The organism is Pantoea sp. Ep11b, from assembly GCF_040783975.1.
In the GTDB taxonomy this organism is placed as follows: domain Bacteria; phylum Pseudomonadota; class Gammaproteobacteria; order Enterobacterales; family Enterobacteriaceae; genus Pantoea.
The window spans coordinates 2,457,233-2,481,436 of record NZ_CP160631.1 but is presented as its reverse complement, the minus strand read 5'-3'; the positions used below and the strand labels follow the sequence as shown (position 1 = coordinate 2,481,436).

The window sequence follows — 24,204 nt, the reverse complement described above, 5'->3', positions numbered from 1 at the left end:
GCGAAAATCGTTATCATGCTGGCCGGTTTAGTTTCAGCAGGAGTTCTCTTGAGCGATATCGCCCGTTTCCCGGTTTACGATTTACACAGCCACACGCGCGCCTCGGATGGTCTGCTGTCGCCCGCCGCGCTGGTGCAGCGGGCCGTTGAGATGCGCGTCGGCGTACTGGCGATCACCGATCACGACAGCACCGCCGGGGTGGCAGAGGCGCAGCAGACGGCGAGTGAGCTGAATCTGCCGATCAGCGTGCTGGCCGGAGCCGAGCTCTCAACGCTGTGGGAGAACCATGAGATTCACATCGTGGGGCTGAACATCGATATCGATCATCCGGCGATGGTGACCTTTCTGGCCGGGCAGCTGGCCTGCCGCCAGACGCGGGCGGCCGAGATTAGCGAGCGGCTGGCAAGGGCGCGGATTCCCGATGCGCTGGCGGGCGCTACGCGCCTGGCCGATGGCGGCATCCTTACCCGCGGACATTTCGCCCGCTTCCTGATTGAGCAGGGCAAAGCGGACAACATGGCCCAGGTATTCAAAAATTATCTGGCGCGCGGCAAAACCGGCTACGTCCCGCCACAATGGTGTACAATTAAACAAGCTATTGATGCGATTCATCATTCTGGCGGCTGTGCCGTGCTGGCCCATCCGGGCCGCTACGGTTTATCGGCGAAGTGGCTGAAACGTCTGATCGCCCACTTCCGCGAGGCGGGTGGCGATGCCATTGAGGTCGCACAGTGCCAGCAGCCGCCGAATGAGCGGACACAGCTGGCGCACTACGCCAGAGATAACGATCTGGCCGCATCACAAGGTTCTGATTTTCATCAACCCTGCCCGTGGATTGAGCTGGGTCGCAAACTCTGGCTGCCAGCAGGGGTGGAGCCGGTCTGGGAACGTTTCCCGGCACTCGCGCCATGCCCGGCCATCACGGAAAGGTGACACGAGGTTTCTATGAGTCAACTGTTTCATATTCATCCGGACAACCCGCAACCGCGTCTGATTAAGCAGGCGGTCGACTACCTGAACAAAGGCAGCGTCATCGTTTATCCAACGGATTCCGGTTACGCGCTGGGCTGTCGGCTGGAGGAGAAAGGCGCGATGGAGCGGATCTGTCGTATCCGTCAGCTCGACGGGCACCACAATTTCACCCTGATGTGTCGTGATCTCTCGGAGCTCTCCGTCTATTCGCAGGTGGGTAACTCCGCGTTTCGACTGCTGAAAAATAATACGCCAGGCAACTACACCTTCATCCTCAAGGCGACCAAAGAGGTGCCGCGCCGCCTGATGAATGAAAAACGTAAAACTATCGGTCTGCGCGTGCCGTCCAATCCGGTGGCGCTGGCGCTGCTGGACGCGCTGAATGAGCCGATGATGTCGACCTCCCTAATCCTGCCGGGCAACGATTTCACCGAATCCGATCCGGAAGAAATTCAGCACAGCATCGGTAAGCTGGTCGATCTGATTATTGACGGCGGCACGCTGGGGCAACAGCCGACGACGGTGATCGATCTGACCACCGATGCGCCGGAAATTGTACGTGAAGGCGTCGGTGATACCCGCCCGTTTCAGTAATTAAACCGGGTGTCAGGCACCGCGTTCGGGTGCCTGTTGCAGGTTTGACTGCAACCAGTTTTTAAACTGGCCGTAGGGAATATAAAGTGAAACATCTTTCAGGATCACTTTTCCATTACGGCCATTTTTAATGGCATCGGAATATCCCACAATAACGCCGCTTAACGTGTCATCACTGTTATACACGCCGCCGCCCGACATGCCCTGAACCACACCGGCATTTGACGCCATCGCCAGGCAGGGGCTTTTATTCCAGTTATTCCGGATAGCGGTGCGGGCTAAATTAACGCCCTTCGACTCCACCGGCATGGCGGAAATAAAACTGTAGCCATACATTTTAACGGGATCGCCAATATCACCGCTGCGGAATTTAGCCAACGTTCCGGCATCGTTCTTGTGATAAATAATCGCAAGATCGCAATAGGGGTGATAGGACTTTACGCGCTGCACGGCCGTTTTAGCGACGTGCGCCGCCGTCAGGCTATATTCAGGCGTCAAAGGAATGCTGGTGCCCAGTGTGCCAAGCCCGAGGATCGTCGGAATGCCAGTCACGCTCATATCTACGTGCTGCATCGCCGTACGACTGTACTCGGTGTGGCCCACAGAACACCCGCTCAGCACCAGTGCAGCAAGCACCGGAAACAGCGTCAGGTTTCTCATGATGGGTTTCTTTCTTCTGGCATGTCAGGAAATCCCTGGTGAAGACTTTTGACATGCAAACAAGGTTCATCACTGAACCGTATTAACGCAATAATTCCGTATGCGCCGGTTTATTGGATTAATCAAAGCACGATATTTATTAACGAATCACTAAGGTAAAACTTTCTTTTCGCGAACCCCTTATAACGGCAGGCTCTGCTTTTTTATGGTGCTGCTGAGATAAAGTGTATCAGCTTAATAGTGTCATACAATTTATTAATGCTGATAAAAAGGAAATATCTCTGAAAATAAGGTTTTAATTAAATCTCCATTAAGAATAATCTGACCTTTTCATTTACGCCCATGGGTCAGGTTGACTAAACGCAATCATCCAGTGTTATATGCTACCTTTAATCTTTTTTGCAGAGAATTGGAAGCGGGATGGAATCGGGTGAAGTGTAAGATAGTGTTAATATTTTGATCATCAGAACAACAGGCCCGTTGAGCAGGGCAGAACAGAAAATTTAATTGCCATCAGCTCTAAAGTTTCTGCGAAAGCCGTTTTATTAAACATATTCTCTAATCAAACCTCTGCTGTTAAATTAATGAGATGTTGAATTATCCGGAATAAAACTTTCAGCGATCGAGGCTTCTTTATTTGTTACAGGCTCGCTCACAAAGGGCGTTACTTCGGGGTTAAATATCTGTATAATGGGCCCAAATTGATAGTTTAAGCTGTTGATTCATATAGAATTATCACCCTACCGTGACGCCTGGGAAGGCGACAAAGAGGAAGCGCCATGAGCGAAAAGTTACAGAAAGTCTTAGCCCGGGCCGGTCATGGCTCGCGGCGTGAAATCGAATCCATGATTGCTGCTGGCCGCGTCAGCGTCGACGGCAAAATCGCCACCCTGGGCGATCGTGTCGAGAGCAGCAAATCCCTGAAAATCCGTATTGATGGTCATCTGGTGTCGATTGCTGAATCAGCAACCGAAGTCTGCCGCGTGCTGGCGTACTACAAACCGGAAGGCGAGCTCTGCACCCGCAGCGATCCTGAAGGTCGCCCGACTGTCTTTGACCGCCTGCCGCGTCTGCGCGGCTCACGCTGGATTGCCGTTGGCCGTCTGGATGTGAACACCTGTGGTCTGATGCTCTTTACCACCGATGGTGAACTGGCTAACCGCCTGATGCATCCAAGCCGTGAAGTGGAACGTGAATATGCGGTGCGTGTCTTTGGCCAGGTTGATGACGATAAAATCCGTCAGCTGAGCAAGGGGGTGCAACTGGAAGATGGCCCGGCTGCCTTCAAGACCCTGCGTTTTGGTGGCGGAGAGGGGATCAACCAGTGGTACAACGTGACCCTGACCGAAGGACGTAACCGTGAAGTCCGTCGTTTGTGGGAAGCCGTCGGTGTGCAGGTCAGCCGTCTGATGCGTGTCCGCTATGGCGATATTACCTTACCGAAAGGGCTGCCGCGGGGCGGCTGGACCGAACTGGATCTGCCAGCGGTCAACTACCTGCGCAATCTGGTCGGGATGGATGATGAGACCGTGACTAAGCTGGTGGTGGAGAAAGATCGCCGTCGTACCAAAGCGAATCAGATCCGTCGCGCCGTGAAACGCCACAGCAAAGTGAGCAGCACGCCGCGTACGCCACGCCGTAATCCGGGCAGCAAACGCAACGCCGGATAACGACGTCACCGACGAAAAAAACGCAGCCTCCGGGCTGCGTTTTCTTTTTCTGCTACCAGTCGATGCCCTGCTGGGCCTGAATACCGGCGTCGAATGCGTGCTTAACCGGCCGCATCTCGGTCACCGTATCCGCCATCTCCAGCAGACTGCGATGACAGCCACGGCCGGTAATAATGACGCTCTGATGCGCCGGACGCTGTTGCAGGGCCGCGATCACTTCCTCCAGCGGCAGATAATCCATGCTGACCATATAGGTGATCTCGTCGAGTATCACCAGGTCAAGCTGTTCATCGGCCAGCATCCGTTTTGCATGCTGCCAGACGGCCAGGCAGGCGGCCGTATCCGTTTCCCGGTTCTGGGTATCCCAGGTAAAACCGGTGGCCATCACCTGAAATTCAACGCCGTGCTGCGCCAGCAGATTGCGCTCGCCGTTCGGCCACTCACCTTTAATAAACTGGATAGCCGCAGCGCGTTTGCCGTGCCCGGTGGCGCGCAGTGCGGTGCCAAAGGCGGCGGTGGTCTTGCCTTTGCCGTTGCCGGTAAAGACCATCAGGATGCCGCGTACCTCGGTCGCCGCGGCAATCCGCGCATCCACCTGCTCCTTGAGCCGCTGCTGACGCTGCTGATGACGATCGTCCGCCATTATTCTGCGGCTCCCGGTTTTCTGCCTGGCTGCGCATCGAAGCTGATGCCGGTCTTGCGGCGACTGTCATCGCCCATCAGATAGAGGTAGAGCGGCATCAGGTCGGCGGGGGTTTTCAGCTTACTGGCATCTTCCTGCGGAAACGCGCTGGCGCGCATTTTGGTCCGGGTGCCGCCCGGATTGATACAGTTGACCCGCAGCGACTGGTTCTTATATTCGTCAGCCAGCACCTGCATCATCCCTTCAGTCGCAAATTTTGAGACGGCATAGGCGCCCCAGCCAGCGCGCCCGGTGCGGCCGACACTGGAGGTGGTAAAGACCAGAGAGCCTGCGTCTGACTTCAGCAGCAGCGGCAGCAGCGCCTGGGTCAGGAAGAAGGTGGCGTCCAGGTTGATGTTCATCACGTCCTGCCAGATCTGCGGCTCCAGCTCGGCCAGCGGCACGATTTCTCCGAGGATCCCGGCGTTGTGCAGCACGCCATCAAGACGCGGAAACTGCTGCTGCAGCCGATCGGCGACCTGGCGGCAGCGTTCCGGGGTCGCCTCGGCCAGATCGAACACCAGGCGGTGAGCAGGGCGTTTATTCAGCTGATTAATGGCCTGTTCGACCTGCTGAAGTTTCTCAGGATTGCGACCCATCAGGATCACGTCAGCGCCGTAGCGCGCATAGGTCAGCGCCGCTTCCCGGCCGATGCCATCTGAAGCGCCAGTGACCAGAATAATACGGTTATTGAGCAGGTCGCTTTTCGGTTGATAATGCACAGCGGGGTTCCTCCGGCGAAAACAGCATGATTCCGCTTTATGCCTGAAATAACGAATCGGCGCAATCGTCAGGGTGCGCATTCTGTGCCGGCTGCTGGCATTTCAGGCGACGAGGCGGGGCAAAGCGGCTAAACTGGCAGACTGTTTTCGATTTTCTGTTTACTAAGGCGACCTGATGGATTTTATTTCGACGTATGGACTGTTTTTAGCGAAAGCGGTGACGCTGGTGGTTGCCGTCGCTGCGATTGTCATGATTATTATGAATGCTGCGCTCCGCAAGCGGGCACAAAGCGGCCAGCTTCGTCTGACGCATCTGGGTGATGACTATCAGCAGATGAAAGATGATCTGCAGCTGGCAAAAATGAAACCGCAGGCGCAAAAGGTCTGGCTGAAAAACCATAAAAAGAGCGAAAAGCAGAAAGCTAAAGCGGAAAAGCAGGCGGCGAAACAGGGGCAGACCGACAGTGTGAAGCCCACGCTTTATGTGCTCGATTTCAAAGGCAGCATGGACGCCGGTGAGGTGAGCTCACTGCGTGAAGAGATCTCTGCCGTGCTGGCGGTGAAGCAGCCGGGCGATGAGGTGTTGCTGCGTCTGGAGAGTCCGGGCGGGGTGGTGCATGGCTATGGCCTCGCAGCTTCGCAGCTGCAGCGTCTGCGTGATGAGGGCGTGCGCATCACCGCCGCGGTGGATAAAGTGGCGGCCAGTGGCGGTTACATGATGGCCTGCGTGGCCGACCGTATTGTGGCCGCGCCGTTCTCAATTATCGGCTCCATCGGCGTCGTCGCGCAGATCCCGAACTTCAACCGTCTGCTGAAGCGCAACGACATTGACGTTGAGCTGCACACCGCCGGGCAGTACAAGCGTACGCTGACGCTGTTCGGGGAAAATACGCCGGAAGGACGGGAAAAATTCCAGGAAGATCTGGATGAGACTCATCTGCTGTTTAAACAGTTTGTTCACCAGATGCGGCCGTCACTGGATATCGATCGGGTGGCAACCGGTGAACACTGGTATGGCCGTCAGGCGCTGGATCTTGGTCTGGTTGACGAAATCGGCACCAGTGACGACCTGATCATCCGTCACATGGAGCGGTTCAGCGTCCTCGGCGTGCACTACGCCCGTCGGCGTAAAATGATGGACCGTTTTACGCAGAGCGCCGGTTCAGTGGCGGAGCGGCTGCTGCTGAAACTCTGGCAGCGCGGTGAGAAGCCGCTGCTGTGATGCGAAACCCGGCGCGAGCCGGGTTTTTTATTCCAGGTGGTAGAGCGGCGACAGCGCAACGGCCAGGTGTTTGAAGACGTTAAACACCGCCGTGGTTTTGGGGGTTGGCAGCCCATCGGCGTCGAGAAAAAACGGACCGCGAAAGACCAGCACATCACCCTGCTGGGTGACTTCATCCGCCTGCATTCCCGTGACATAATCATCGTGTTCCCTGATCAGCGCGTTGGCTTTTTCCAGCAATGCCTGGCGGGAAATAGCCTGAGTCGTTTTCTGCATTTATTCACTCCTTTTTGACAGTACCCAAATCCTTTCTATATTACTGGCGAGCCACAGGGCGTGACAACCTGGAGCCAGATGCCGGATTCTGTGCGGAAATCTGGCGTAAGTCCGGGTGGAGTGCTAATTAAGTTGCGTAACAGATTTTATCAGGTAGAGTGTGGGCGATTCCGATTTCAGGGATTTTGCACCGGGATGTGCGATAAGTTCAGATGGAAAAAGCACTCTTTATCATGTAGTTGCATAAAGTCACATCATCTGTTCTGAGATTGACCCCTCCGCCTTGAAATGTTAAACAGGCGCAGCAATATTGAACCCAATGGGTTTTTGGGCATCCAATTCTCTCCCGCTAAGCAGGATGTTTTCATTAGGTAAAGGTAAATATGGGTAAAGCACTCGTTATTGTTGAGTCCCCGGCAAAGGCTAAAACAATCAATAAATACCTGGGCAGTGACTACGTGGTTAAATCCAGCGTGGGTCATATCCGGGATCTGCCGACCAGTGGGTCAACCGCAAAGAAGAGTGCTGACGCCTCGACAGAGAAGAAAGCCAAAGACGCTTCGACCGACAAGAAAGTCAAAAAAGTTAAAAAAGATGAGAAAGCCGCGCTCGTCAGCCGTATGGGCGTAGACCCGTATCACGGCTGGGAAGCGGATTATCAGATCCTGCCCGGCAAAGAGAAAGTCGTGGCCGAGCTGAAAGCGTTAGCCGCCAGTGCTGACCACATCTATCTCGCAACCGACCTTGACCGCGAAGGGGAAGCCATCGCCTGGCATCTGCGGGAAGTCATTGGCGGCGATGACTCACGCTTCAGCCGCGTCGTGTTTAACGAAATCACAAAGAATGCAATCCGCCAGGCGTTTGAAAAGCCGGGCGAACTGAATATCGATCGGGTCAATGCTCAGCAGGCGCGTCGTTTTATGGATCGCGTGGTGGGCTACATGGTCTCGCCGCTGTTGTGGAAGAAGATCGCCCGCGGCCTCTCGGCCGGACGTGTGCAATCCGTTGCGGTTCGCCTGGTGGTGGAGCGTGAACGCGAGATTAAAGCCTTCGTTCCTGAAGAGTACTGGGAAATCAATGCCGCGCTGACCACGCCGAAGGGCGATGAGCTTTCGATGGATGTCACCCATCACGGCGACAAAGCCTTCCGTCCGGTCAACCGTGACGAAACCTACGCCGCCGTGGCGCTGCTGGAAAAAGCGCGTTTTGAAATCGTGGATCGTGAAGATAAGCCGACCAGCAGCAAGCCGGGCGCGCCCTATATCACCTCGACCCTGCAGCAGGCGGCGAGCACCCGTCTGGGCTTTGGCGTGAAAAAAACCATGATGATGGCCCAGCGGCTCTACGAAGCGGGTCACATTACCTATATGCGTACCGACTCAACCAACCTGAGTCAGGATGCGGTTGCCATGGCGCGCGGCTACATCGAAAACCATTTCGGCAAGAAATATCTGCCTGACAACGCCATCACCTACGCCAGCAAAGAGAACTCTCAGGAGGCGCACGAAGCGATTCGTCCTTCTGACGTGGAAGTGGTGGCGGAAAAGCTGAAGGATATGGAAGCGGATGCGCAGAAACTCTATCAGCTGATCTGGCGCCAGTTTGTTGCCTGTCAGATGACGCCAGCGAAGTATGACTCCAGCACCATTACCGCCGCGGCTGGCGATTTCCGCCTGAAAGCTAAAGGCCGGATCCTGCGGTTTGACGGCTGGACTAAAGTGATGCCCGCACTGCGCAAGAACGATGAAGATCGCACACTGCCTGCGGTCAGCGTGGGTGATGTACTGGATCTCACGACGCTGGTGCCGGGTCAGCACTTCACCAAGCCACCGGCGCGCTTCAGCGAAGCCTCGCTGGTGCGTGAGCTGGAGAAGCGTGGCATCGGTCGTCCTTCTACCTATGCGGCCATCACCTCGACCATTCAGGATCGCGGCTACGTCAGAGTGGAAAACCGCCGCTTCTATGCGGAAAAAATGGGCGAAATCGTCACCGATCGCCTGGAAGAGAACTTCCGCGAACTGATGAACTACGATTTCACCGCTCACATGGAGAGCAGCCTGGACCAGGTCGCCAACAATCAGGCGGAATGGAAAGCGGTGCTCGATCACTTCTTCAGCGACTTTACTCAGCAGCTTGAGCTGGCCGAGAAAGATCCCGAAGAGGGCGGTATGCAGCCGAACCAGATGGTACTGACCTCGATTGACTGCCCGACCTGTAGTCGTCAGATGGGTATCCGCACCGCCAGCACCGGCGTCTTCCTGGGCTGCTCGGGCTATGCGCTGCCGCCGAAAGAGCGCTGCAAACAGACCATCAACCTGATCCCGGAAAATGAAGTCCTGAATATTCTGGAAGGGGATGATGCGGAAACCAACGCGCTGCGCGCCCGTCGTCGCTGCCAGAAGTGCGGTACGGCGATGGACAGCTACCTGATTGACAGCGAACGTAAGCTGCACGTCTGTGGGAACAACCCGGAGTGCGATGGTTACGAAATCGAGAAGGGCGAATTCCGCATCAAAGGCTATGACGGCCCGGTGGTGGAGTGCGAGAAGTGCGGATCGGAGATGCACCTGAAGATGGGCCGCTTTGGTAAGTATATGGCGTGTACCAATGAGGAGTGCAAAAACACCCGTAAGATCCTGCGGAGTGGTGAAGTTGCGCCACCGAAAGAGGATCCGGTTCCGCTGCCTGAGCTGGCATGTGAAAAATCAGATGCTTACTTCGTGCTGCGTGACGGCGCGGCCGGTGTCTTCCTGGCGGCGAACACCTTCCCGAAATCGCGTGAAACGCGCGCTCCGCTGGTCGAAGAGCTTCAGCGATTCAGCGACCGTCTGCCGGAGAAGCTGAAATATCTGGCCGAGGCGCCCGCCACCGACCCGGAAGGCAACAAGACGCTGGTGCGGTTCAGCCGCAAGACGAAGCAGCAGTATGTCTCCTCTGAGAAAGAGGGCAAGGCAACCGGCTGGTCAGCCTTCTATATCGATGGCAAATGGCAGGAAGCGAAAAAGTAATCCATTCAGGCCAGCGTTCGCTGGCCTTTTTCTGAGCCTTATATCAATCCGTTCTACTCTCTCACTTAAACTGATATAGTTGTTATAGCATTTCCGCCTTTCCTGATGCATAGCCTCTCTTCAGCCTCGCGACTATCCGTCAACCGGGGATGCGACTCTGTAACTTACCGGGATAAAACAGACATGAAATTACAGCAGTTGCGCTATATCGTCGAAGTGGTAAACCATAACCTCAACGTCTCTTCGACGGCGGAAGGTCTTTACACCTCTCAACCCGGCATCAGTAAACAGGTGCGTATGCTGGAAGATGAGCTGGGCGTGCAAATTTTTGCCCGCAGCGGTAAACATCTCACGCAGGTCACACCGGCAGGGGAAGAGATCATCCGCATTGCGCGTGAAGTGCTCTCCAAGGTGGACGCCATTAAGTCGGTGGCCGGTGAGCACACCTGGCCGGATAAGGGCTCGCTCTATGTGGCCACCACACACACCCAGGCTCGTTATGCGCTGCCGGGCGTCATTAAAGGCTTTATTGAACGCTATCCGCGCGTCTCGCTGCATATGCATCAGGGGTCGCCAACCCAGATCGCGGAAGCCGTCTCCAAGGGCAACGCGGACTTTGCGATTGCCACCGAAGCTCTGCATCTCTATGACGATTTAATCATGCTGCCGTGCTACCACTGGAACCGGGCGATTGTGGTGACCGCCGACCACCCGCTGGCCGGAAAAGGGCAGGTCTCCATCGAGGAGCTGGCTGAGTATCCGCTGGTAACCTATACCTTCGGCTTTACCGGGCGCTCGGAGCTGGATACGGCCTTCAATCGTGCCGGCTTAACGCCGCGCATCGTCTTCACCGCCACCGATGCGGACGTCATCAAAACCTACGTCCGTCTGGGGCTGGGGGTAGGGGTGATCGCCAGTATGGCGGTTGATCCGGTCGCCGACCCTGACCTGATTCGCATCGAGGCCGCCGATATCTTTACCAACAGCACCACCAAAATTGGCTTCCGCCGCAGTACCTTCCTGCGCAGCTATATGTATGATTTTATCCAGCGTTTTGCGCCGCATCTGACCCGCGACGTGGTAGACACGGCGGTCGCGCTGCGCTCAAACGAGGACATTGAGGCGATGTTTAAGGATATCCGGCTGCCGTTTAAATAGGGTTTATTCCCTGCGTTGAAACATAAGGCTGCCTGGTGCAGCCTTTTTTGTTTCCAGGCTTTAGCGCCAGATGAGAATCAAAAGTTTTTATGATTTTTTTGTAAATGAAACATTGATCACAGGTTTCCCGGTTCAGCTTTCTTAAATGCGAATTACAACACACTTTTAACTATGTCACTTTGCGACACGCCAGGATTATTCCCATACTCCAGTTAACAGCCGATTCGTTTAGCCAGCAAACACGCGGTTCCTGAGTTTCAGCTGTAGTTATAAATGGATCTGTTTTTAATTTAACTCAAATTTTTGAGTGCCTGATTTAATTAAAAGTTCGTTCCGGAGTTAATGGTTTCTTACGTTACTGGCGTCTATTGATTAATACCGTTAATCGTTTTACTCAATAAAAATAACTGGATTTTTGGCCTTAACGCGTTTAGGATTCCTCCTAAATCTTAATCGTTGTTATCAATCATTTTGTTGAGAGTGATTATCAAAAACTATGAATACACGACTGACAGTAGAACCGGGTTTCCCGGTAAAAAGCACCAAGGTTGAGCGTACCGGCAACACCCGTCGCAATGCCTGGTTAACCGTATTCGCTGCTTCTGCGCTGTTCTGGGTAGTCGTCGCGTTAATGATCTGGCGTATTTGGGGCTAAAGCCATGTGGGCACATACACTCAGCCATAAACCTTCACTGACGTCGCGCCAGCACAAGCCGGTTGCCTGTAAAGGCAAAGAACCGCTTGCAAAGGACGAAAAAGTGTCTATCCCCGAATCGTGGGATTTGAGTGATAACCAGAGACTTTTTATTGAGTCTTTTCTGGACCCTAAAAACAAATAAGGTTTTAAGACCGTTTATTTGTCACTGTTCTTTTATTACCGATGTTCTGGGCACGCTTTCTGGCTGCCGATCTCCACACCTGTACGACAAAAGGGTGTCGCCTCATTGAGGACGACCGCTAAACTTTTACGCCCGATTCCGGCGAAGGAGTAGATACAATGAATATTATTAAAATGTCCTGGCTTAGCGCGTATGCATTCTCTTTTGCGTTCTGGTCTGCGGCGGTGTGGATAACCCTCTAATCTGAATACCCCCTCTTTTATGATGCCTCGTGATTTCACGGGGCATTTTCGTTTACGGCGATTGTAGCAATTTGTGTTGTAATCAAAACGTTAACGAATTTGTGGTCTATCTTTAACATAAACCTTTGTCTCTTTGAGGTTAAGACCATGAACGAAAAGGAGGAGCTATGTCGTCTACCCTACGCGAGCAGAGTCAGGAAATACTGCAGGTCGACACCAAAAAATATCACATCTTCAGTCTTCCCCGTGCGGCTCAGCATCTCGGCAATATCGATAAACTGCCCAAATCTCTCAAAGTTCTGCTGGAAAACCTGCTGCGCTGGCAGGATGGCGACTCTGTCACCGCAGAGGACATCCAGGCGCTGGTGGACTGGCAAACCGATGCCCACGCCGATCGCGAAATTGCCTACCGGCCAGCCCGTGTTCTGATGCAGGACTTCACCGGCGTCCCCGCCGTCGTTGACCTGGCGGCGATGCGCGAAGCGGTGAATCGTCTGGGTGGCGATGTGGCAAAAGTGAATCCGCTTTCCCCGGTCGACCTGGTTATCGACCATTCGGTTACGGTGGATCATTTTGGCGATGATGACGCGTTCGAAGAGAATGTCCGGCTGGAGATGGAACGCAACCATGAACGCTACGTTTTTCTTCGCTGGGGCCAGAAAGCCTTTGATAAATTCCGCGTGGTGCCGCCGGGTACCGGTATCTGTCATCAGGTCAACCTGGAGTACCTCGGTAAGGCGATCTGGCACGAGACCCGCGACGGGGAAGAGTACGCCTGGCCGGATACGCTGGTCGGCACGGATTCACATACCACCATGATCAACGCGCTGGGCGTGCTGGGGTGGGGCGTCGGGGGTATCGAAGCCGAAGCCGCCATGCTGGGGCAGCCTGTCTCAATGCTGATCCCGGATGTGGTCGGTTTTAAACTCACCGGCAAACTGAGGCCGGGCATTACCGCTACCGATCTCGTGCTCACCGTGACCCAGATGCTGCGCAAGCATGGCGTGGTAGGCAAGTTTGTGGAGTTTTATGGCGATGGCCTGGCGGATCTGCCGCTGGCAGATCGCGCGACCATTGCCAACATGGCACCGGAATATGGCGCAACCTGTGGCTTCTTCCCGGTGGATGACGTGACGCTGAGCTATATGACGCTGACCGGCCGCGATGCTGAGCAGGTGGCGCTGGTCGAAGCCTACACCAAAGCGCAGGGATTGTGGCGTCATGCCGGCGATGAGCCGCGCTTCACCAGTACGCTGGCGCTGGATATGAACGATGTCGAATCGAGTCTGGCCGGGCCTAAGCGTCCGCAGGATCGGGTTTCGCTGGGCGATGTGCCTGCCGCCTTCGACGCCAGCAATGCGCTGGAAGTTAATCACGCACAGAAGCCGCACAAAAACGTCGAATATACGGACAGCGACACAGGACTGACTCACACGCTGACTGACGGCGCGGTGGTCATCAGTGCGATCACCTCCTGTACGAATACGTCTAACCCCAGCGTATTGATGGCCGCCGGGCTGCTGGCGAAAAAGGCGGTCGGGCGCGGGCTGAAACGCAAGCCGTGGGTGAAGGCGTCACTGGCGCCCGGCTCCAAAGTGGTCTCAGACTATTTAGCCGTCGCGCAGCTTACCGCTTATCTGGATAAGCTGGGCTTCAACCTGGTCGGCTACGGCTGTACTACCTGTATCGGCAACTCCGGGCCGCTGAAGGATGAGATTGAATCTGCCATCAAAGCGGGCGATCTTACGGTAGGGGCCGTGCTGTCGGGTAACCGCAACTTTGAAGGCCGTATTCATCCGTTGATCAAAACCAACTGGCTGGCTTCGCCGCCGCTGGTGGTCGCCTATGCCCTGGCGGGTAACATGAAGATCAACCTGCAGACCGAACCGCTGGGCCACGATCCCCAGGGGCAGCCGGTCTATCTCAAAGATATCTGGCCGTCACCGGAAGAGATCGCCACCGCCGTCCAGCAGGTAACCAGCGATATGTTCCACAAAGAGTACGCGGAGGTCTTTGACGGCACGCCAGACTGGCAGGAGATCAAGGTCAGTGAAGCGGCGACCTACGACTGGGATGAGGGTTCGACTTATATTCGTCTCTCTCCGTTCTTTGACACGATGCAGAAAGAGCCGGAGCCGGTGCAGGATATTCGCGGCGCCCGGGTGCTGGCCATGCTGGGTGACTCGGTGACCACCGACCACATTTCGCCAGCGGGCAGCATTAAGGCGGAAAGTCCGGCGGGACGCTATCTGCTGGCCCACGGGGTGGAGCGCACCGATTTTAACTCCTATGGTTCGCGTCGCGGCAACCATGAAGTGATGATGCGCGGCACCTTTGCCAACATCCGTATCCGTAATGAGATGGTGCCCGGCGTTGAGGGCGGATACACCCGGCACTATCCGAGCGGCGAGCAGCTGGCCATCTATGATGCGGCGATGAAGTATCAGGCGGAAGGGGTGCCGCTGGCGGTCATTGCCGGGCTGGAGTATGGTTCAGGCTCAAGTCGTGACTGGGCGGCCAAAGGTCCCCGTCTGCAGGGCGTCAGGGTGGTAATTGCCGAATCTTTTGAACGTATCCACCGATCTAACCTGATCGGGATGGGGATCCTTCCGCTGGAATTCCCGCAGGGCGTGACCCGGAAAACGCTGGGGCTGACGGGGGAAGAGCGCATTGACGTAGAGAACCTTCAGGCGCTGACGCCGGGCTGCAGGGTGAAGGTTACCCTGACGCGCGCGGACGGCAGCAAAGAGGAGCTGGACACCCGCTGTCGCATCGACACCGGTAATGAGCTGACCTACTACCGCAATGACGGCATCCTGCACTATGTGATCCGCAATATGCTGAACTGATAAAAAAGCCGGGGCGACCCGGCTTTTCTTTTTTAGGACTTCGGCAGCAGATGCCCCATCTTGCTCGCCTTGGTATCCAGGTAGTGCGCGTTTTTGGGATTACGTCCCACCACCAGCGGCACCCGCTCAACGATATTAATCCCGGCTTCGCTCAGGATCTCCACCTTCCGCGGGTTATTGGTCAGCAGGCGCACTTCATTGATGCCCAGCAGTTTGAACATATCCGCACACAGGGTGAAGTCGCGTTCATCGGCGGCAAAGCCGAGCTGGTGGTTGGCTTCGACGGTGTCATACCCTTTATCCTGCAGCGCATAGGCGCGGATCTTATTCAGCAGGCCGATGTTGCGCCCTTCCTGACGATGGTACAGCAGCACGCCGCGACCCTCTTCAGCGATGGCATTGAGGGCAGCTTCAAGCTGAAAACCACAGTCGCAGCGCAGGCTGAAGAGTGCATCGCCGGTCAGGCATTCGGAGTGAACGCGCGCCAGGACCGGCTCATTATCATTAATATCGCCAAAGACCAGCGCAACGTGGTCATGTCCGGTTGCCAATTCTTCAAAACCTACCATCAGGAAATCTCCCCATGGCGTGGGCAGTTTGGCTTCTGCCACCCGTTTAAGCTGCATGTGACTCTCCAGAACCTTCAGAGGATGCACTATCATCATGATAGTGCACAGGCCAGTGTGGCCCGACAAACGTGCAATATTGTGCCACAACCCGTAAGCGGGCTGGTACTCTCTGACACCAATTGCAGTGATAAAGCACGATTATCCAATCGGCAACAGGTATGTTATTCTTTTTTAAGCTAAAGTTATGCAGTTATTGTTCTCTGACACCGGTATAAGGGAAAAGGATGTTTAAGATTTCGCGTCGTACGACCTTCGGTATGCTGCTGTTGCTGATCATGCCGGTTTCCGTCTGGCTGACCGGCTGGCGCTGGCAGCCGGGCGAAAGCAACCTCGTGCTGAAAGGCCTGTTCTGGATGACCGAGACCGTCACCAGCCCGTGGGGGATCCTCACCAGCGTGCTGCTGAGTGCCTGGATGCTCTGGTGCCTGCGCTTTCGTCTGAAGCCCGCGATTCTGCTGCTGATCATCATGAACGCCACCATTCTGGCGGGGCAGTACACCAAGTCCTTTATCAAAGAGCAGATCCAGGAGCCGCGTCCTTACGTGATCTGGCTGGAGCAGCATCACGGTCTGGATGAGAAGACCTTCTATGAACTGAAGCGCAAACAGCGTGGTGAGATGGTGACGTCGCTGATCGCCGACGAGACGCAGATCCCCGGCTGGCTGAAGCGGCACTGGGCGTTCGAGACCGGCTTTGCCTTTCCCTCCGGCCATACCATGTTTGCCGCCAGCTGGGCGCTGCTGGCGCTGGGACTGCTCTGGCCGCGCCGTCACTACAAGACCGTGGTCGTGATCTTCATCTGGGCCACCGGCGTGATGGCCAGCCGTCTGCTGCTCGGTATGCACTGGCCGCGGGATCTGGCGGTGGCGACGCTGCTTTCCTGGCTCCTGGTGACGCTGGCGACCTGGCTGGCACAGCGGTTCTGTGGCCCGCTGACGCTGCCGCCGGAAGAGCAAAAAGAGGTGGCTCAGCGGGAGCCCTGATTGTATTTCCCCCTGAAGACCCCATATTATTGATCGGGTTTGCGCAAAAGCGACTCACCCGATGCTGCTGGGAGCAGCATTTTTGCCGGAGTTTTGGCATAATTTATTCGACAACCTCACAACAGGATGCACTGTGAAATATTTGCTGATTTTTTTAGTGGTACTGGTCATTTTCATTATTTCCGTCACCTTAGGCGCGCATAACGATCAGGTCATTACTTTTAACTATCTGCTGGCGCAGGGTGAGTTCAGCGTTTCGACCTTACTGGCATCACTGTTTGGCGCAGGGTTTGTGCTGGGCTGGATTATCTGCGGCCTCTTCTGGTTACGCACCCGTGTCTCGCTGGCCAATGCCAACCGGAAAATCAGACGTATGCAGGCGCAAATCGAGCAGAGCAACACCGCACTGGCGACACCGCCAGCGGTACCGGCTGGCCGGGAATAACCCCCGATGCATGAATTGCTGTTCCTGTTACTGCCGGTTGCGGCTGCCTATGGCTGGTATATGGGCCGTCGCAGCGCGCATCAGGATAAGCAGCAGGAAGCCAATAAGCTGTCACGGGAATATGTTGCCGGCGTAAACTTCCTGCTCTCGAACCAGCAGGATAAAGCGGTCGATCTCTTCCTCGATATGCTGAAAGAGGACAGCGGCACGGTGGAGGCGCACCTGACGCTGGGTAATCTCTTCCGTTCGCGCGGGGAAGTGGACCGCGCTATTCGCATCCATCAGGCATTAATGGAGAGCGCGTCGCTGAGCTACGAACAGCGTCTGCTGGCCGTGCAGCAGCTGGGGCGCGACTATATGGCCGCCGGGCTCTACGACCGCGCGGAAGATATGTTCAAGCAGCTCACCGATGAAACCGACTTCCGGGTGGGCGCGCTGCAGCAGCTGCTGTTAATCCATCAGGCGACCAGCGACTGGCAGCAGGCGATCGACGTCGCCGAGCGGCTGGTTAAACTGGGCAAAGAGAAGCAGAAGGGTGAAATCGCCCATTTCTACTGCGAACTGGCGTTGCAGGCGATGAGCAGCGACGATCTGGATCGGGCGATGAGCCTGCTGAAAAAAGGGGAGTCTGCCGATCGCAACAGCGCCCGCATCTCGATCATGATGGGCCGAATCCTGATGGAAAAAGAGGATTACGCCAGAGCGGTCGGGCATCTGCAGCGGGTGCTGGATCAGGATAAAGAGCTGGTCAGTGAGACGCTGGCGATGCTGGAAACCTGCTTCCAGCGGCTGAATCAGCCTGAAGCCTGGGCCGACTTTCTGCAGCGCTGCGTGGAGGAGAACACCGGGGCCGCAGCCGAGCTTTATCTCTCTGACATCGTGGAGCAGCAGCAGGGCTCAGAAGCGGCACAGAACTACATCAGCCGCCAGCTGGAGCGCCATCCCACCATGCGAGTCTTCCATCGCCTGATGGATTTAAACCTGCATGATGCAGAAGATGGCCGGGCAAAAGAGAGCCTGATGGTGCTGCGCGATATGGTGGGTGAACAGATTCGCACCAAACCCCGCTATCGCTGCCAGAAGTGTGGCTTTACCGCGCATGCGCTCTACTGGCACTGCCCATCCTGCCGAACCTGGTCTTCGGTCAAACCTATCCGGGGTCTCGACGGCCAGTAATCCGGCCGTTGCAGGTCAGTTTACTATTCGCATTGTAGTTACAACATACTAGTGAATGAATGCTTATGCGAGCTTCGGCAAACGTGCATAAATCGTCAGGCAGCGGGGCGATCGCGATTGTGATGGTCAGACACCGCAGGTAGAATGCTTGCCGTTTGTCTATTGCGCCTGCGGGTGCCTGTTACAGAGGAAATGCCATGCCTTCACCCCACAACGTGACCGCTTCGCCGATTCTGGTAGCGCTGGATTATCACGATCTCGACAGCGCATTGCGTTTCGTCGACCAGATCGATCCCCGCAGTTGCCGCCTTAAAGTGGGCAAAGAGATGTTTACGCTGTTCGGCCCGTCGCTGGTCAGGACTCTGCAGCAGCGCGGCTTTGAACTCTTCCTCGACCTGAAATTTCACGATATTCCCAACACCACGGCAAAGGCTGTCGCGGCAGCGGCCGATCTTGGCGTCTGGATGGTCAACGTCCACGCCAGCGGCGGCGCGCGCATGATGAGTGCGGCGCGTGAGGCGCTGCAACCTTTTGGCAAGGATGCACCGCTGCTGATTGCCGTCACCGTGCTGACCAGTATGGATGCAGAGGATCTCAAAGGACTTGGCATCACGCTGTCGCCGGCCGAACAGGCGGAGCGACTGGCGAAGCTGACGCAATCATGCGGACTGGATGGCGTGGTCTGTTCGGCCCATGAGGCGGTGCGCTTTAAACAGGAACTGGGTCAGGAATTTGCCCTGGTGACGCCGGGAATTCGTCCTGCGGGCAGCGATGCCGGCGATCAGCGCCGCATCATGACACCACAGCAGGCGAAGCAGGCGGGCGTGGATTATATGGTGATCGGGCGTCCGATTACCCAGTCCGCCGATCCGGCCGCTGCCCTGCAGGCCATCCTTAACAGCCTGGAGACACCCTGATGGCGAATGATAATCCACTGGTTTACTCCACCGGCAGCGGTCGCATCACCCAGCCCGAGCCTCAAGCGGCGCGGCCAAAAGGGGACGGTATTGTCCGTATTCAGCGTCAGACCAGCGGCCGCAAGGGCAAAGGGGTTTGCCTGATTACCGGCATCGATCTTGATGATGCTGCACTGGCGTTGCTGGCAGCCGAACTCAAGAAAAAGTGCGGCTGTGGCGGCTCGGTGAAAGAGGGCGTAATCGAAATTCAGGGCGATAAACGCGACCTGCTAAAGAGCCTGCTGGAAGCCAAAGGGATGAAGGTGAAGCTGGCGGGCGGCTGAATAAGAAATCGGGCTACCGAAGTAGCCCGATTGTGATGCAGATGCTAGCGTAGCCGATTATTGTTTTAATAAGGTCCTTAGTGGACCTGATGACCGATAATACCACCCACAGCGGCGCCACCGACGGTGCCCAGTGCGCTACCATTGGTCAGGACTGAACCCCCAATCGCGCCCGCGCCCGCGCCAATCGCGGTATTACGGTCACGTTTGGACCAGTTAGAACAGCCGCTCAGCGCAACCGCTAACGTGGTCGCCAGTACAACGGCAGTGATTCGTTTCATTGTTGTTGTCATACACTTCTCCTTTGATGTGCTCACAGAGGCAACACTCATAGTATAGCTCCGATATTTCTTCAGCCCGCTTGTAAGCCATCATTGCCGCATCCGTGATGGCATCGAAATGGCGTTACCATGGACAAACCGTTTGTAGCGGGTGAGTCACAATCGTGGCCTGTCAGGTCCACATATTGTCTGAGAGGATTCTAAGCATTCTGCGGGAATTCCGAAGATAGAAAAGTCTGAAAGCACAGCGCATTTTTGCATTCACAGCCAATCCTTCTGCTTTTATAGCTATTTGCTCCATAACCTTTTCAGCGCTGACTCCGCAAAATTCAGTAACGACAGTCAGCAGGAGAAAAGGCATGCTGGAGCACCTCAAACAACAGGTTCTGGAAGCGAATCTGGACCTACCCAAATATAACCTGGTGACTTTCACCTGGGGCAACGTCAGCGCCATTGATCGCGAACAGGGGCTGCTGGTGATCAAACCTTCCGGCGTGCGCTATGACGTAATGAAGCGTGATGACATGGTGGTGGTCGATCTGGCGACGGGTGACGTTGTGGAAGGGGAGAAACGCCCCTCTTCGGACACCGCGACCCACCGCGCCCTCTATCTGGCCTGGCCGGAGGTGGGCGGCATTGTGCATACCCATTCGCGGCACGCGACCATCTGGGCGCAGGCAGGACGACCGATTCCGGCCTGGGGCACCACGCACGCCGATGACTTTTATGGTGAGATCCCCTGCACCCGGGCAATGCGCAGCGAGGAGATTCAGCAGGAGTATGAGTGGAACACCGGTGAAGTTATTATCGAAACCTTCGCGCAGCGCGGACTCTCTCCGTCGGCGATCCCGGCCGTGCTGGTCAATTCCCACGGCCCCTTTGCCTGGGGTAAAGATGCTCATGCTGCGGTGCAAAGTGCCGTGGTCCTGGAGGAGGTGGCCTATATGGGGCTGTTCAGCCAGCAGCTGACCGCGAACCTGCCGCCGATTCAGCAAACGCTGCTCGACCTGCACTACCTGCGAAAACATGGTGAAAATGCCTGGTATGGGCAGAAGTAGTCAGCGGGACGCCACGGCGTCCCGTTTTTTTATCCGGCCCCTTTCTCTGATAACCCCGCCGTCTGCCTGAGGCAGCGCTCCCGCTGTTGAACCCTTTCTCCGTCTGTTTCATCCGGTTGCGGCGTCAGGAAGATGACTGCGGCAGCAGGCGCGCCCACGCAGTACCGCTGAGAAGCCAGCTGGTGGTTAATTATTGAACGGATGTTGCTGATTTTCGTGCCATTTACAACCACGGTTATCCCCGGCGGGTGATGGCGTGGCGCATTCGTGCTGCTCCTGTTTCTCCGGGTAAAGTTGCCCGGTGAGTCCGGGGTTGTATTAAGGAATCTGGAGCCGCTGTGAAGGCCGGTATCTCCTCTCTCCTGGTCTGCGCAAAAGAAACCGCGACAGATGCGCGTTTACGCCACTCTGATCTTCATCAGCCATTTTTAAAAGGTGTTAAGCGTCTGCATATTGGCCGCTGGCGGTTCAGACCCATTCAGTAACCGGTCTAATCAATCCAGAAAACGCGAATCAGGGATCACTCTGGATTTTGTGTTGTAAATCAATCTCTCATTTGGTCTGGCCTCACTCTGCATTACGCTGATGTCGCGTATTTAACGCATCAAATATAAACAGAGGATGAGACAATGACAGTGATTAACCAAGCAACCTGCAGATTATTTACCGAAGCTGGCAACACCACGCAGTTAGTTGCCTATTACGAAGAGGGGCGGCGTACCCTGTGGATGATGCTGCGTGCGCAGCCTCGCCCGAGCTTCAACCATGAACTGATTGAGGAGATCATGAACCTGAGCTACGCCGCGCAGCGTTCCGGGCTGCCGATCGACTTCTGGGTCACCGGATCGCTGGTGCCACAGATGTTCAATGCGGGCGGCGATCTGCGCTTCTTCGTTGAGTGCATTCGCAACAACCGGCGTGAGGCACTGCGGGCTTATGCTCGCGCCTGTGTGGACTGCATTCATTCGGCAGCCCGTGGCTTTGATACCGGCGCCGTGACGCTGGCCATGATTGAAGGCAGTGCGTTAGGCGGCGGCTTCGAGGCGGCACTGGCGCACCACTTCATTCTGGCGCAAAACAACGCGCGCATGGGCTTCCCGGAAATCGCGTTCAACCTCTTCCCGGGCATGGGCGGTTACTCGCTGGTGGCGCGCCGTTCCGGCATGAAGCTGGCAGAGGAGTTGATCTGTGAAGGGGAGTCGCACAGCGCCGAGTGGTACGAGACGCGCGGTCTGGTAGACAAAGTCTTCCAGCCGGGTGACAGCTACCGCGCCACGCGCACCTTTATCGATACCTTACGGCCGAAGCTCAATGGCGTCAGGGCGATGCTGAAAGCGCGTCAGCGCGTGCTGCAACTCTCACGCGCCGAGCTGATGGATATCACGGAAGACTGGGTCGATTATGCATTTACCCTCGAACCCAAAGACATTGCCTATATGGAGCGTCTGGTCCAGTTGCAGAACCGCCACAGCGCATCACTGCGTAAAGCGGGTTAATACGGAGCAGCGTTAAACGCGGGCAGGATGCTTAGCCAGCCAATGCCCAAGTTGTTCCGCGGGCATTGGTTTTGCGTAGTAGTAGCCCTGACGCCCATCCACCCCACTTTTAAGGACAAACGCTTCTTCATCCGGCGTCTCAATGCCTTCCGCAATGACCTGCAAATCGAGCGCCTTGGCGACGGCGACGATGGCACGCACCAGCGATTGCGAAACCGGCTGCTTATTGATATCGCGAATAAAGCTCTGATCGAGTTTGATGGCGTTGATGGGCACACGCGCCAGCTGAGACAGCGAGGAGTAGCCGGTGCCGAAGTCATCCAGATGCACCTGAGCGCCCAGCTCCTGAAACTGCTTCATCAGTTTCAGCGCCTCGGTCTCATTCTCAATCAGGCAGCTCTCTGTCAGCTCGATATCGATAGGGCAGTCGGTGATACTGGCCTCCTGCAGCGCCTGCTTCAGATCCGTATAGATGCTCTGATCGATGAGCTGGCGGGCCGAGACGTTGACGGCGACACGCAGAAAAATTCCCTGCTGCTGCCACAGGATAATCTGCTTCAGCACGTTGAGCATGACCCAGCGTCCCAGCGGCACAATCAGCCCGGACTCTTCGGCATAGGGAATAAAATCAGCCGGCGACACCATGCCGCGCTCAGGTGAGTTCCAGCGAACCAGTGCTTCGGCGCTGCGGACCTGACCATCGCTGTCCACTTTAGGCTGATAATGGACCAGCAGATGATCCAGTTCCAGCGCCTTGCGCAGGTTGGTGTCCAGCCACAGATATTCAAAAACCCGCTGATTCATCTCCGCCGCAAAGACGCAGAACTTGCCGCGCCCATTCTCTTTGGCGTGATACATGGCGGTATCCGCATTACGGATCAGGCTTTCGCGATCTTCGCCATGCAGAGGGGCGTAGGCGATGCCGATGGAGCAGCCGCTGTAGACTTCGATCAGCCCGATGCGGAAGGGCTGGCGCAACCGTTCAAGAATGCGGGAGGACATCGCCTCCAGCGCCGCCTGGCTGGTGTGCTCTGCTAGCACGACGAACTCATCACCACCCAGCCGTCCCAGCGTCTGGTCTTTGCCCAGACAGCTCAGAATAGCCAGAGAAACGGCCTGCAGTAACTGATCGCCGAACATATGACCGTAGGCGTCATTCACTTTTTTAAAATTGTCGAGATCGAGATAGACCACGCCGGTCTCATCGCCTTCTGACCGCTCCAGCGCCAGACTAATCTGCTGATGAATCGCGTTTCGGTTGGGCAGGCCGGTCACCGTATCGGTATTGGCCAGCACCCGCAACCGCTCCTGGGCGCGGCGCTCCTCGGTGATGTCAGTACCTGAACAGATGAGGAAAATTTCATTTTTGCCGCTGCCGCTGTGAACGAACTTATTACGAAACAGAAACAGTCGCTGCCCTTTTTTGGTTTTGACCCAGCGTTCAACTTCATAGGAGTTACCGTCGCGAAAGAAGCCTGCGATATTGCGCCGCGACTGTGAGGCTTCCTGTTTCGTCATAAAGAGCTGAAAGACGTTTCGGCCAATCACTTCGTGCTCATTCAGGCCGGTATATTCTTCACTCAGGCGGTTAAAACGCTGAATATTACCGCGCTGATCCAGGATCACAATCACCGAGTTGGCTTCGGAAACCACCTGTTCAGCAAACGAAAGCCCGAGGGTTAAGTCGCGGGCGACCGCAGAGGTGTCGCCCCAGGCGGAGGCGGTGCCCGCCCAGGATGACTGATTAACTTTACGGCCGACAAAATGCATAGGCACATCAATGCCCTGCAGCGTCATGGTCAGATTAATACTTGAGGTAATGACCGGCATGGCACGGATCATTGCCGCCTGGCCGGGTGTCAGCGGCAGGGCGATATTGGTTTGTGATGACTCATCTTCGGCAAAATGCAACGCATCGCTGTCCGCGGTCAGACGCCAATGAGGGCTGGTTGTACCAAACAGGGTGTACAACAACGTCTGCCCTTGTTCATCGGTCATGGAA

22 protein-coding genes are annotated in these 24,204 nt (G+C 55.9%); 15 read left to right on the top strand and 7 right to left on the bottom strand.

From position 1 onward, the window contains the following. Positions 1-15 precede the first annotated feature (15 nt). On the top strand, positions 16-933 hold the full coding sequence (locus AB1748_RS11720) for a PHP domain-containing protein (RefSeq protein WP_367395528.1): 918 nt from the start codon (positions 16-18) through the stop codon (positions 931-933). Between the two features lie 12 nt (positions 934-945). Next, positions 946-1,566, top strand: a complete 621-nt coding sequence (locus tag AB1748_RS11715; protein ID WP_111140065.1) for an L-threonylcarbamoyladenylate synthase — start codon at positions 946-948, stop codon at positions 1,564-1,566. Between the two features lie 12 nt (positions 1,567-1,578). Here the strand turns inward: AB1748_RS11715 and AB1748_RS11710 are convergent, their stop codons facing one another. Further along, the gene (locus tag AB1748_RS11710; RefSeq protein WP_293771032.1) at positions 1,579-2,226 is read right to left on the bottom strand and encodes a serine protease; all 648 of its coding nucleotides are present in this window, start codon (positions 2,224-2,226) and stop codon (positions 1,579-1,581) included. A gap of 779 nt (positions 2,227-3,005) precedes the next feature. Here AB1748_RS11710 and rluB point away from each other — a divergent pair. Further along, positions 3,006-3,896, top strand: coding sequence for a 23S rRNA pseudouridine(2605) synthase RluB (rluB, locus tag AB1748_RS11705; RefSeq protein WP_293771031.1), 891 nt, complete (start codon positions 3,006-3,008; stop codon positions 3,894-3,896). A gap of 52 nt (positions 3,897-3,948) precedes the next feature. On the opposite strand, the gene cobO is transcribed toward rluB, so the two are convergent. Both cobO and AB1748_RS11695 read right to left on the bottom strand, forming a co-directional pair. Then, positions 3,949-4,539 (bottom strand): cob(I)yrinic acid a,c-diamide adenosyltransferase, encoded by a 591-nt coding sequence (gene cobO / locus AB1748_RS11700; protein WP_367395527.1) that lies wholly within the window; start codon positions 4,537-4,539, stop codon positions 3,949-3,951. Next, on the bottom strand, positions 4,539-5,300 hold the full coding sequence (locus AB1748_RS11695; protein ID WP_111140069.1) for a YciK family oxidoreductase: 762 nt from the start codon (positions 5,298-5,300) through the stop codon (positions 4,539-4,541). Before AB1748_RS11695 ends, cobO begins: the two co-directional genes overlap by 1 nt. Positions 5,301-5,475: 175 nt before the next feature. Between AB1748_RS11695 and sohB the strand changes: the two genes are divergently transcribed. After that, positions 5,476-6,522, top strand: coding sequence for a protease SohB (gene sohB, locus AB1748_RS11690; protein ID WP_111140070.1), 1,047 nt, complete (start codon positions 5,476-5,478; stop codon positions 6,520-6,522). Between the two features lie 27 nt (positions 6,523-6,549). Here sohB and AB1748_RS11685 read toward each other — a convergent pair whose 3' ends face one another. Then, entirely contained in the window at positions 6,550-6,798 is a 249-nt protein-coding gene (locus AB1748_RS11685; RefSeq protein WP_367395526.1) for a YciN family protein, read from the bottom strand. A 383-nt stretch (positions 6,799-7,181) separates the two neighbouring features. Here AB1748_RS11685 and topA point away from each other — a divergent pair, with 383 nt between their 5' ends. The 4 genes from topA to acnA all read left to right on the top strand — a co-directional run bounded on the left by topA (position 7,182) and on the right by acnA (position 14,894). Next, on the top strand, positions 7,182-9,806 hold the full coding sequence (gene topA / locus AB1748_RS11680) for a type I DNA topoisomerase (protein ID WP_293771029.1): 2,625 nt from the start codon (positions 7,182-7,184) through the stop codon (positions 9,804-9,806). 183 nt (positions 9,807-9,989) lie between these two features. Beyond that, positions 9,990-10,964, top strand: a complete 975-nt coding sequence (cysB, locus tag AB1748_RS11675) for an HTH-type transcriptional regulator CysB (protein WP_111140073.1) — start codon at positions 9,990-9,992, stop codon at positions 10,962-10,964. Positions 10,965-11,460: 496 nt separating this feature from the next. Continuing rightward, on the top strand, positions 11,461-11,619 hold the full coding sequence (locus tag AB1748_RS11670; RefSeq protein ID WP_111140074.1) for a YmiA family putative membrane protein: 159 nt from the start codon (positions 11,461-11,463) through the stop codon (positions 11,617-11,619). Between the two features lie 593 nt (positions 11,620-12,212). Further along, positions 12,213-14,894: an aconitate hydratase AcnA gene (gene acnA / locus AB1748_RS11665; RefSeq protein WP_367395525.1), complete on the top strand. Its 2,682-nt coding sequence runs from the start codon at positions 12,213-12,215 to the stop codon at positions 14,892-14,894. Between the two features lie 32 nt (positions 14,895-14,926). On the opposite strand, the gene ribA is transcribed toward acnA, so the two are convergent. Next, the gene (ribA, locus tag AB1748_RS11660) at positions 14,927-15,520 is read right to left on the bottom strand and encodes a GTP cyclohydrolase II (protein WP_367395524.1); all 594 of its coding nucleotides are present in this window, start codon (positions 15,518-15,520) and stop codon (positions 14,927-14,929) included. Positions 15,521-15,747: 227 nt separating this feature from the next. On the opposite strand from ribA, the gene pgpB reads away from it, so the two are divergent. The 5 genes from pgpB to yciH all read left to right on the top strand — a co-directional run bounded on the left by pgpB (position 15,748) and on the right by yciH (position 19,367). Next, complete coding sequence (gene pgpB / locus AB1748_RS11655; RefSeq protein WP_111140078.1) at positions 15,748-16,506, top strand: phosphatidylglycerophosphatase B; 759 nt, start codon at positions 15,748-15,750, stop codon at positions 16,504-16,506. A 133-nt stretch (positions 16,507-16,639) separates the two neighbouring features. Beyond that, positions 16,640-16,951: a LapA family protein gene (locus tag AB1748_RS11650; RefSeq protein ID WP_111140079.1), complete on the top strand. Its 312-nt coding sequence runs from the start codon at positions 16,640-16,642 to the stop codon at positions 16,949-16,951. A 6-nt stretch (positions 16,952-16,957) separates the two neighbouring features. Beyond that, on the top strand, positions 16,958-18,127 hold the full coding sequence (gene lapB, locus AB1748_RS11645) for a lipopolysaccharide assembly protein LapB (protein ID WP_111140080.1): 1,170 nt from the start codon (positions 16,958-16,960) through the stop codon (positions 18,125-18,127). A 197-nt stretch (positions 18,128-18,324) separates the two neighbouring features. Then, positions 18,325-19,044 carry an orotidine-5'-phosphate decarboxylase gene (gene pyrF / locus AB1748_RS11640; protein WP_199560006.1) on the top strand — a complete coding sequence of 240 codons (720 nt, stop codon included), beginning with the start codon at positions 18,325-18,327 and terminating at the stop codon, positions 19,042-19,044. After that, positions 19,044-19,367, top strand: a complete 324-nt coding sequence (gene yciH / locus AB1748_RS11635) for a stress response translation initiation inhibitor YciH (RefSeq protein WP_111140081.1) — start codon at positions 19,044-19,046, stop codon at positions 19,365-19,367. The genes pyrF and yciH overlap by 1 nt, the downstream gene beginning before the upstream one ends. Before the next feature lie 77 nt (positions 19,368-19,444). On the opposite strand, the gene osmB is transcribed toward yciH, so the two are convergent. After that, the gene (gene osmB, locus AB1748_RS11630) at positions 19,445-19,660 is read right to left on the bottom strand and encodes an osmotically-inducible lipoprotein OsmB (RefSeq protein ID WP_003853848.1); all 216 of its coding nucleotides are present in this window, start codon (positions 19,658-19,660) and stop codon (positions 19,445-19,447) included. A gap of 347 nt (positions 19,661-20,007) precedes the next feature. Here osmB and araD point away from each other — a divergent pair, with 347 nt between their 5' ends. Beyond that, complete coding sequence (gene araD, locus AB1748_RS11625; RefSeq protein WP_367395523.1) at positions 20,008-20,706, top strand: L-ribulose-5-phosphate 4-epimerase; 699 nt, start codon at positions 20,008-20,010, stop codon at positions 20,704-20,706. Between the two features lie 629 nt (positions 20,707-21,335). Further along, positions 21,336-22,202 carry a crotonase/enoyl-CoA hydratase family protein gene (locus AB1748_RS11620; RefSeq protein WP_111140084.1) on the top strand — a complete coding sequence of 289 codons (867 nt, stop codon included), beginning with the start codon at positions 21,336-21,338 and terminating at the stop codon, positions 22,200-22,202. Between the two features lie 12 nt (positions 22,203-22,214). Here AB1748_RS11620 and pdeR read toward each other — a convergent pair whose 3' ends face one another. Then, positions 22,215-24,200 (bottom strand): cyclic di-GMP phosphodiesterase, encoded by a 1,986-nt coding sequence (gene pdeR / locus AB1748_RS11615; RefSeq protein ID WP_111140085.1) that lies wholly within the window; start codon positions 24,198-24,200, stop codon positions 22,215-22,217. Positions 24,201-24,204: the final 4 nt, after the last annotated feature.

Bases quoted from the DNA above. Each gene is read 5' to 3' on its own strand.
- AB1748_RS11720 (WP_367395528.1), top strand. From the start codon at position 16: ATGCTGGCCGGTTTAGTTTCAGCAGGAGTTCTCTTGAGCGATATCGCC.
- AB1748_RS11715 (WP_111140065.1), top strand. From the start codon at position 946: ATGAGTCAACTGTTTCATATTCATCCGGACAACCCGCAACCGCGTCTG.
- AB1748_RS11710 (WP_293771032.1), bottom strand. From the start codon at position 2,226: ATGAGAAACCTGACGCTGTTTCCGGTGCTTGCTGCACTGGTGCTGAGC.
- rluB (WP_293771031.1), top strand. From the start codon at position 3,006: ATGAGCGAAAAGTTACAGAAAGTCTTAGCCCGGGCCGGTCATGGCTCG.
- cobO (WP_367395527.1), bottom strand. From the start codon at position 4,539: ATGGCGGACGATCGTCATCAGCAGCGTCAGCAGCGGCTCAAGGAGCAG.
- sohB (WP_111140070.1), top strand. From the start codon at position 5,476: ATGGATTTTATTTCGACGTATGGACTGTTTTTAGCGAAAGCGGTGACG.
- AB1748_RS11685 (WP_367395526.1), bottom strand. From the start codon at position 6,798: ATGCAGAAAACGACTCAGGCTATTTCCCGCCAGGCATTGCTGGAAAAA.
- topA (WP_293771029.1), top strand. From the start codon at position 7,182: ATGGGTAAAGCACTCGTTATTGTTGAGTCCCCGGCAAAGGCTAAAACA.
- cysB (WP_111140073.1), top strand. From the start codon at position 9,990: ATGAAATTACAGCAGTTGCGCTATATCGTCGAAGTGGTAAACCATAAC.
- AB1748_RS11670 (WP_111140074.1), top strand. From the start codon at position 11,461: ATGAATACACGACTGACAGTAGAACCGGGTTTCCCGGTAAAAAGCACC.
- acnA (WP_367395525.1), top strand. From the start codon at position 12,213: ATGTCGTCTACCCTACGCGAGCAGAGTCAGGAAATACTGCAGGTCGAC.
- ribA (WP_367395524.1), bottom strand. From the start codon at position 15,520: ATGCAGCTTAAACGGGTGGCAGAAGCCAAACTGCCCACGCCATGGGGA.
- pgpB (WP_111140078.1), top strand. From the start codon at position 15,748: ATGTTTAAGATTTCGCGTCGTACGACCTTCGGTATGCTGCTGTTGCTG.
- lapB (WP_111140080.1), top strand. From the start codon at position 16,958: ATGCATGAATTGCTGTTCCTGTTACTGCCGGTTGCGGCTGCCTATGGC.
- pyrF (WP_199560006.1), top strand. From the start codon at position 18,325: ATGCCTTCACCCCACAACGTGACCGCTTCGCCGATTCTGGTAGCGCTG.
- yciH (WP_111140081.1), top strand. From the start codon at position 19,044: ATGGCGAATGATAATCCACTGGTTTACTCCACCGGCAGCGGTCGCATC.
- osmB (WP_003853848.1), bottom strand. From the start codon at position 19,660: ATGACAACAACAATGAAACGAATCACTGCCGTTGTACTGGCGACCACG.
- araD (WP_367395523.1), top strand. From the start codon at position 20,008: ATGCTGGAGCACCTCAAACAACAGGTTCTGGAAGCGAATCTGGACCTA.
- AB1748_RS11620 (WP_111140084.1), top strand. From the start codon at position 21,336: ATGACAGTGATTAACCAAGCAACCTGCAGATTATTTACCGAAGCTGGC.
- pdeR (WP_111140085.1), bottom strand. From the start codon at position 24,200: ATGACCGATGAACAAGGGCAGACGTTGTTGTACACCCTGTTTGGTACA.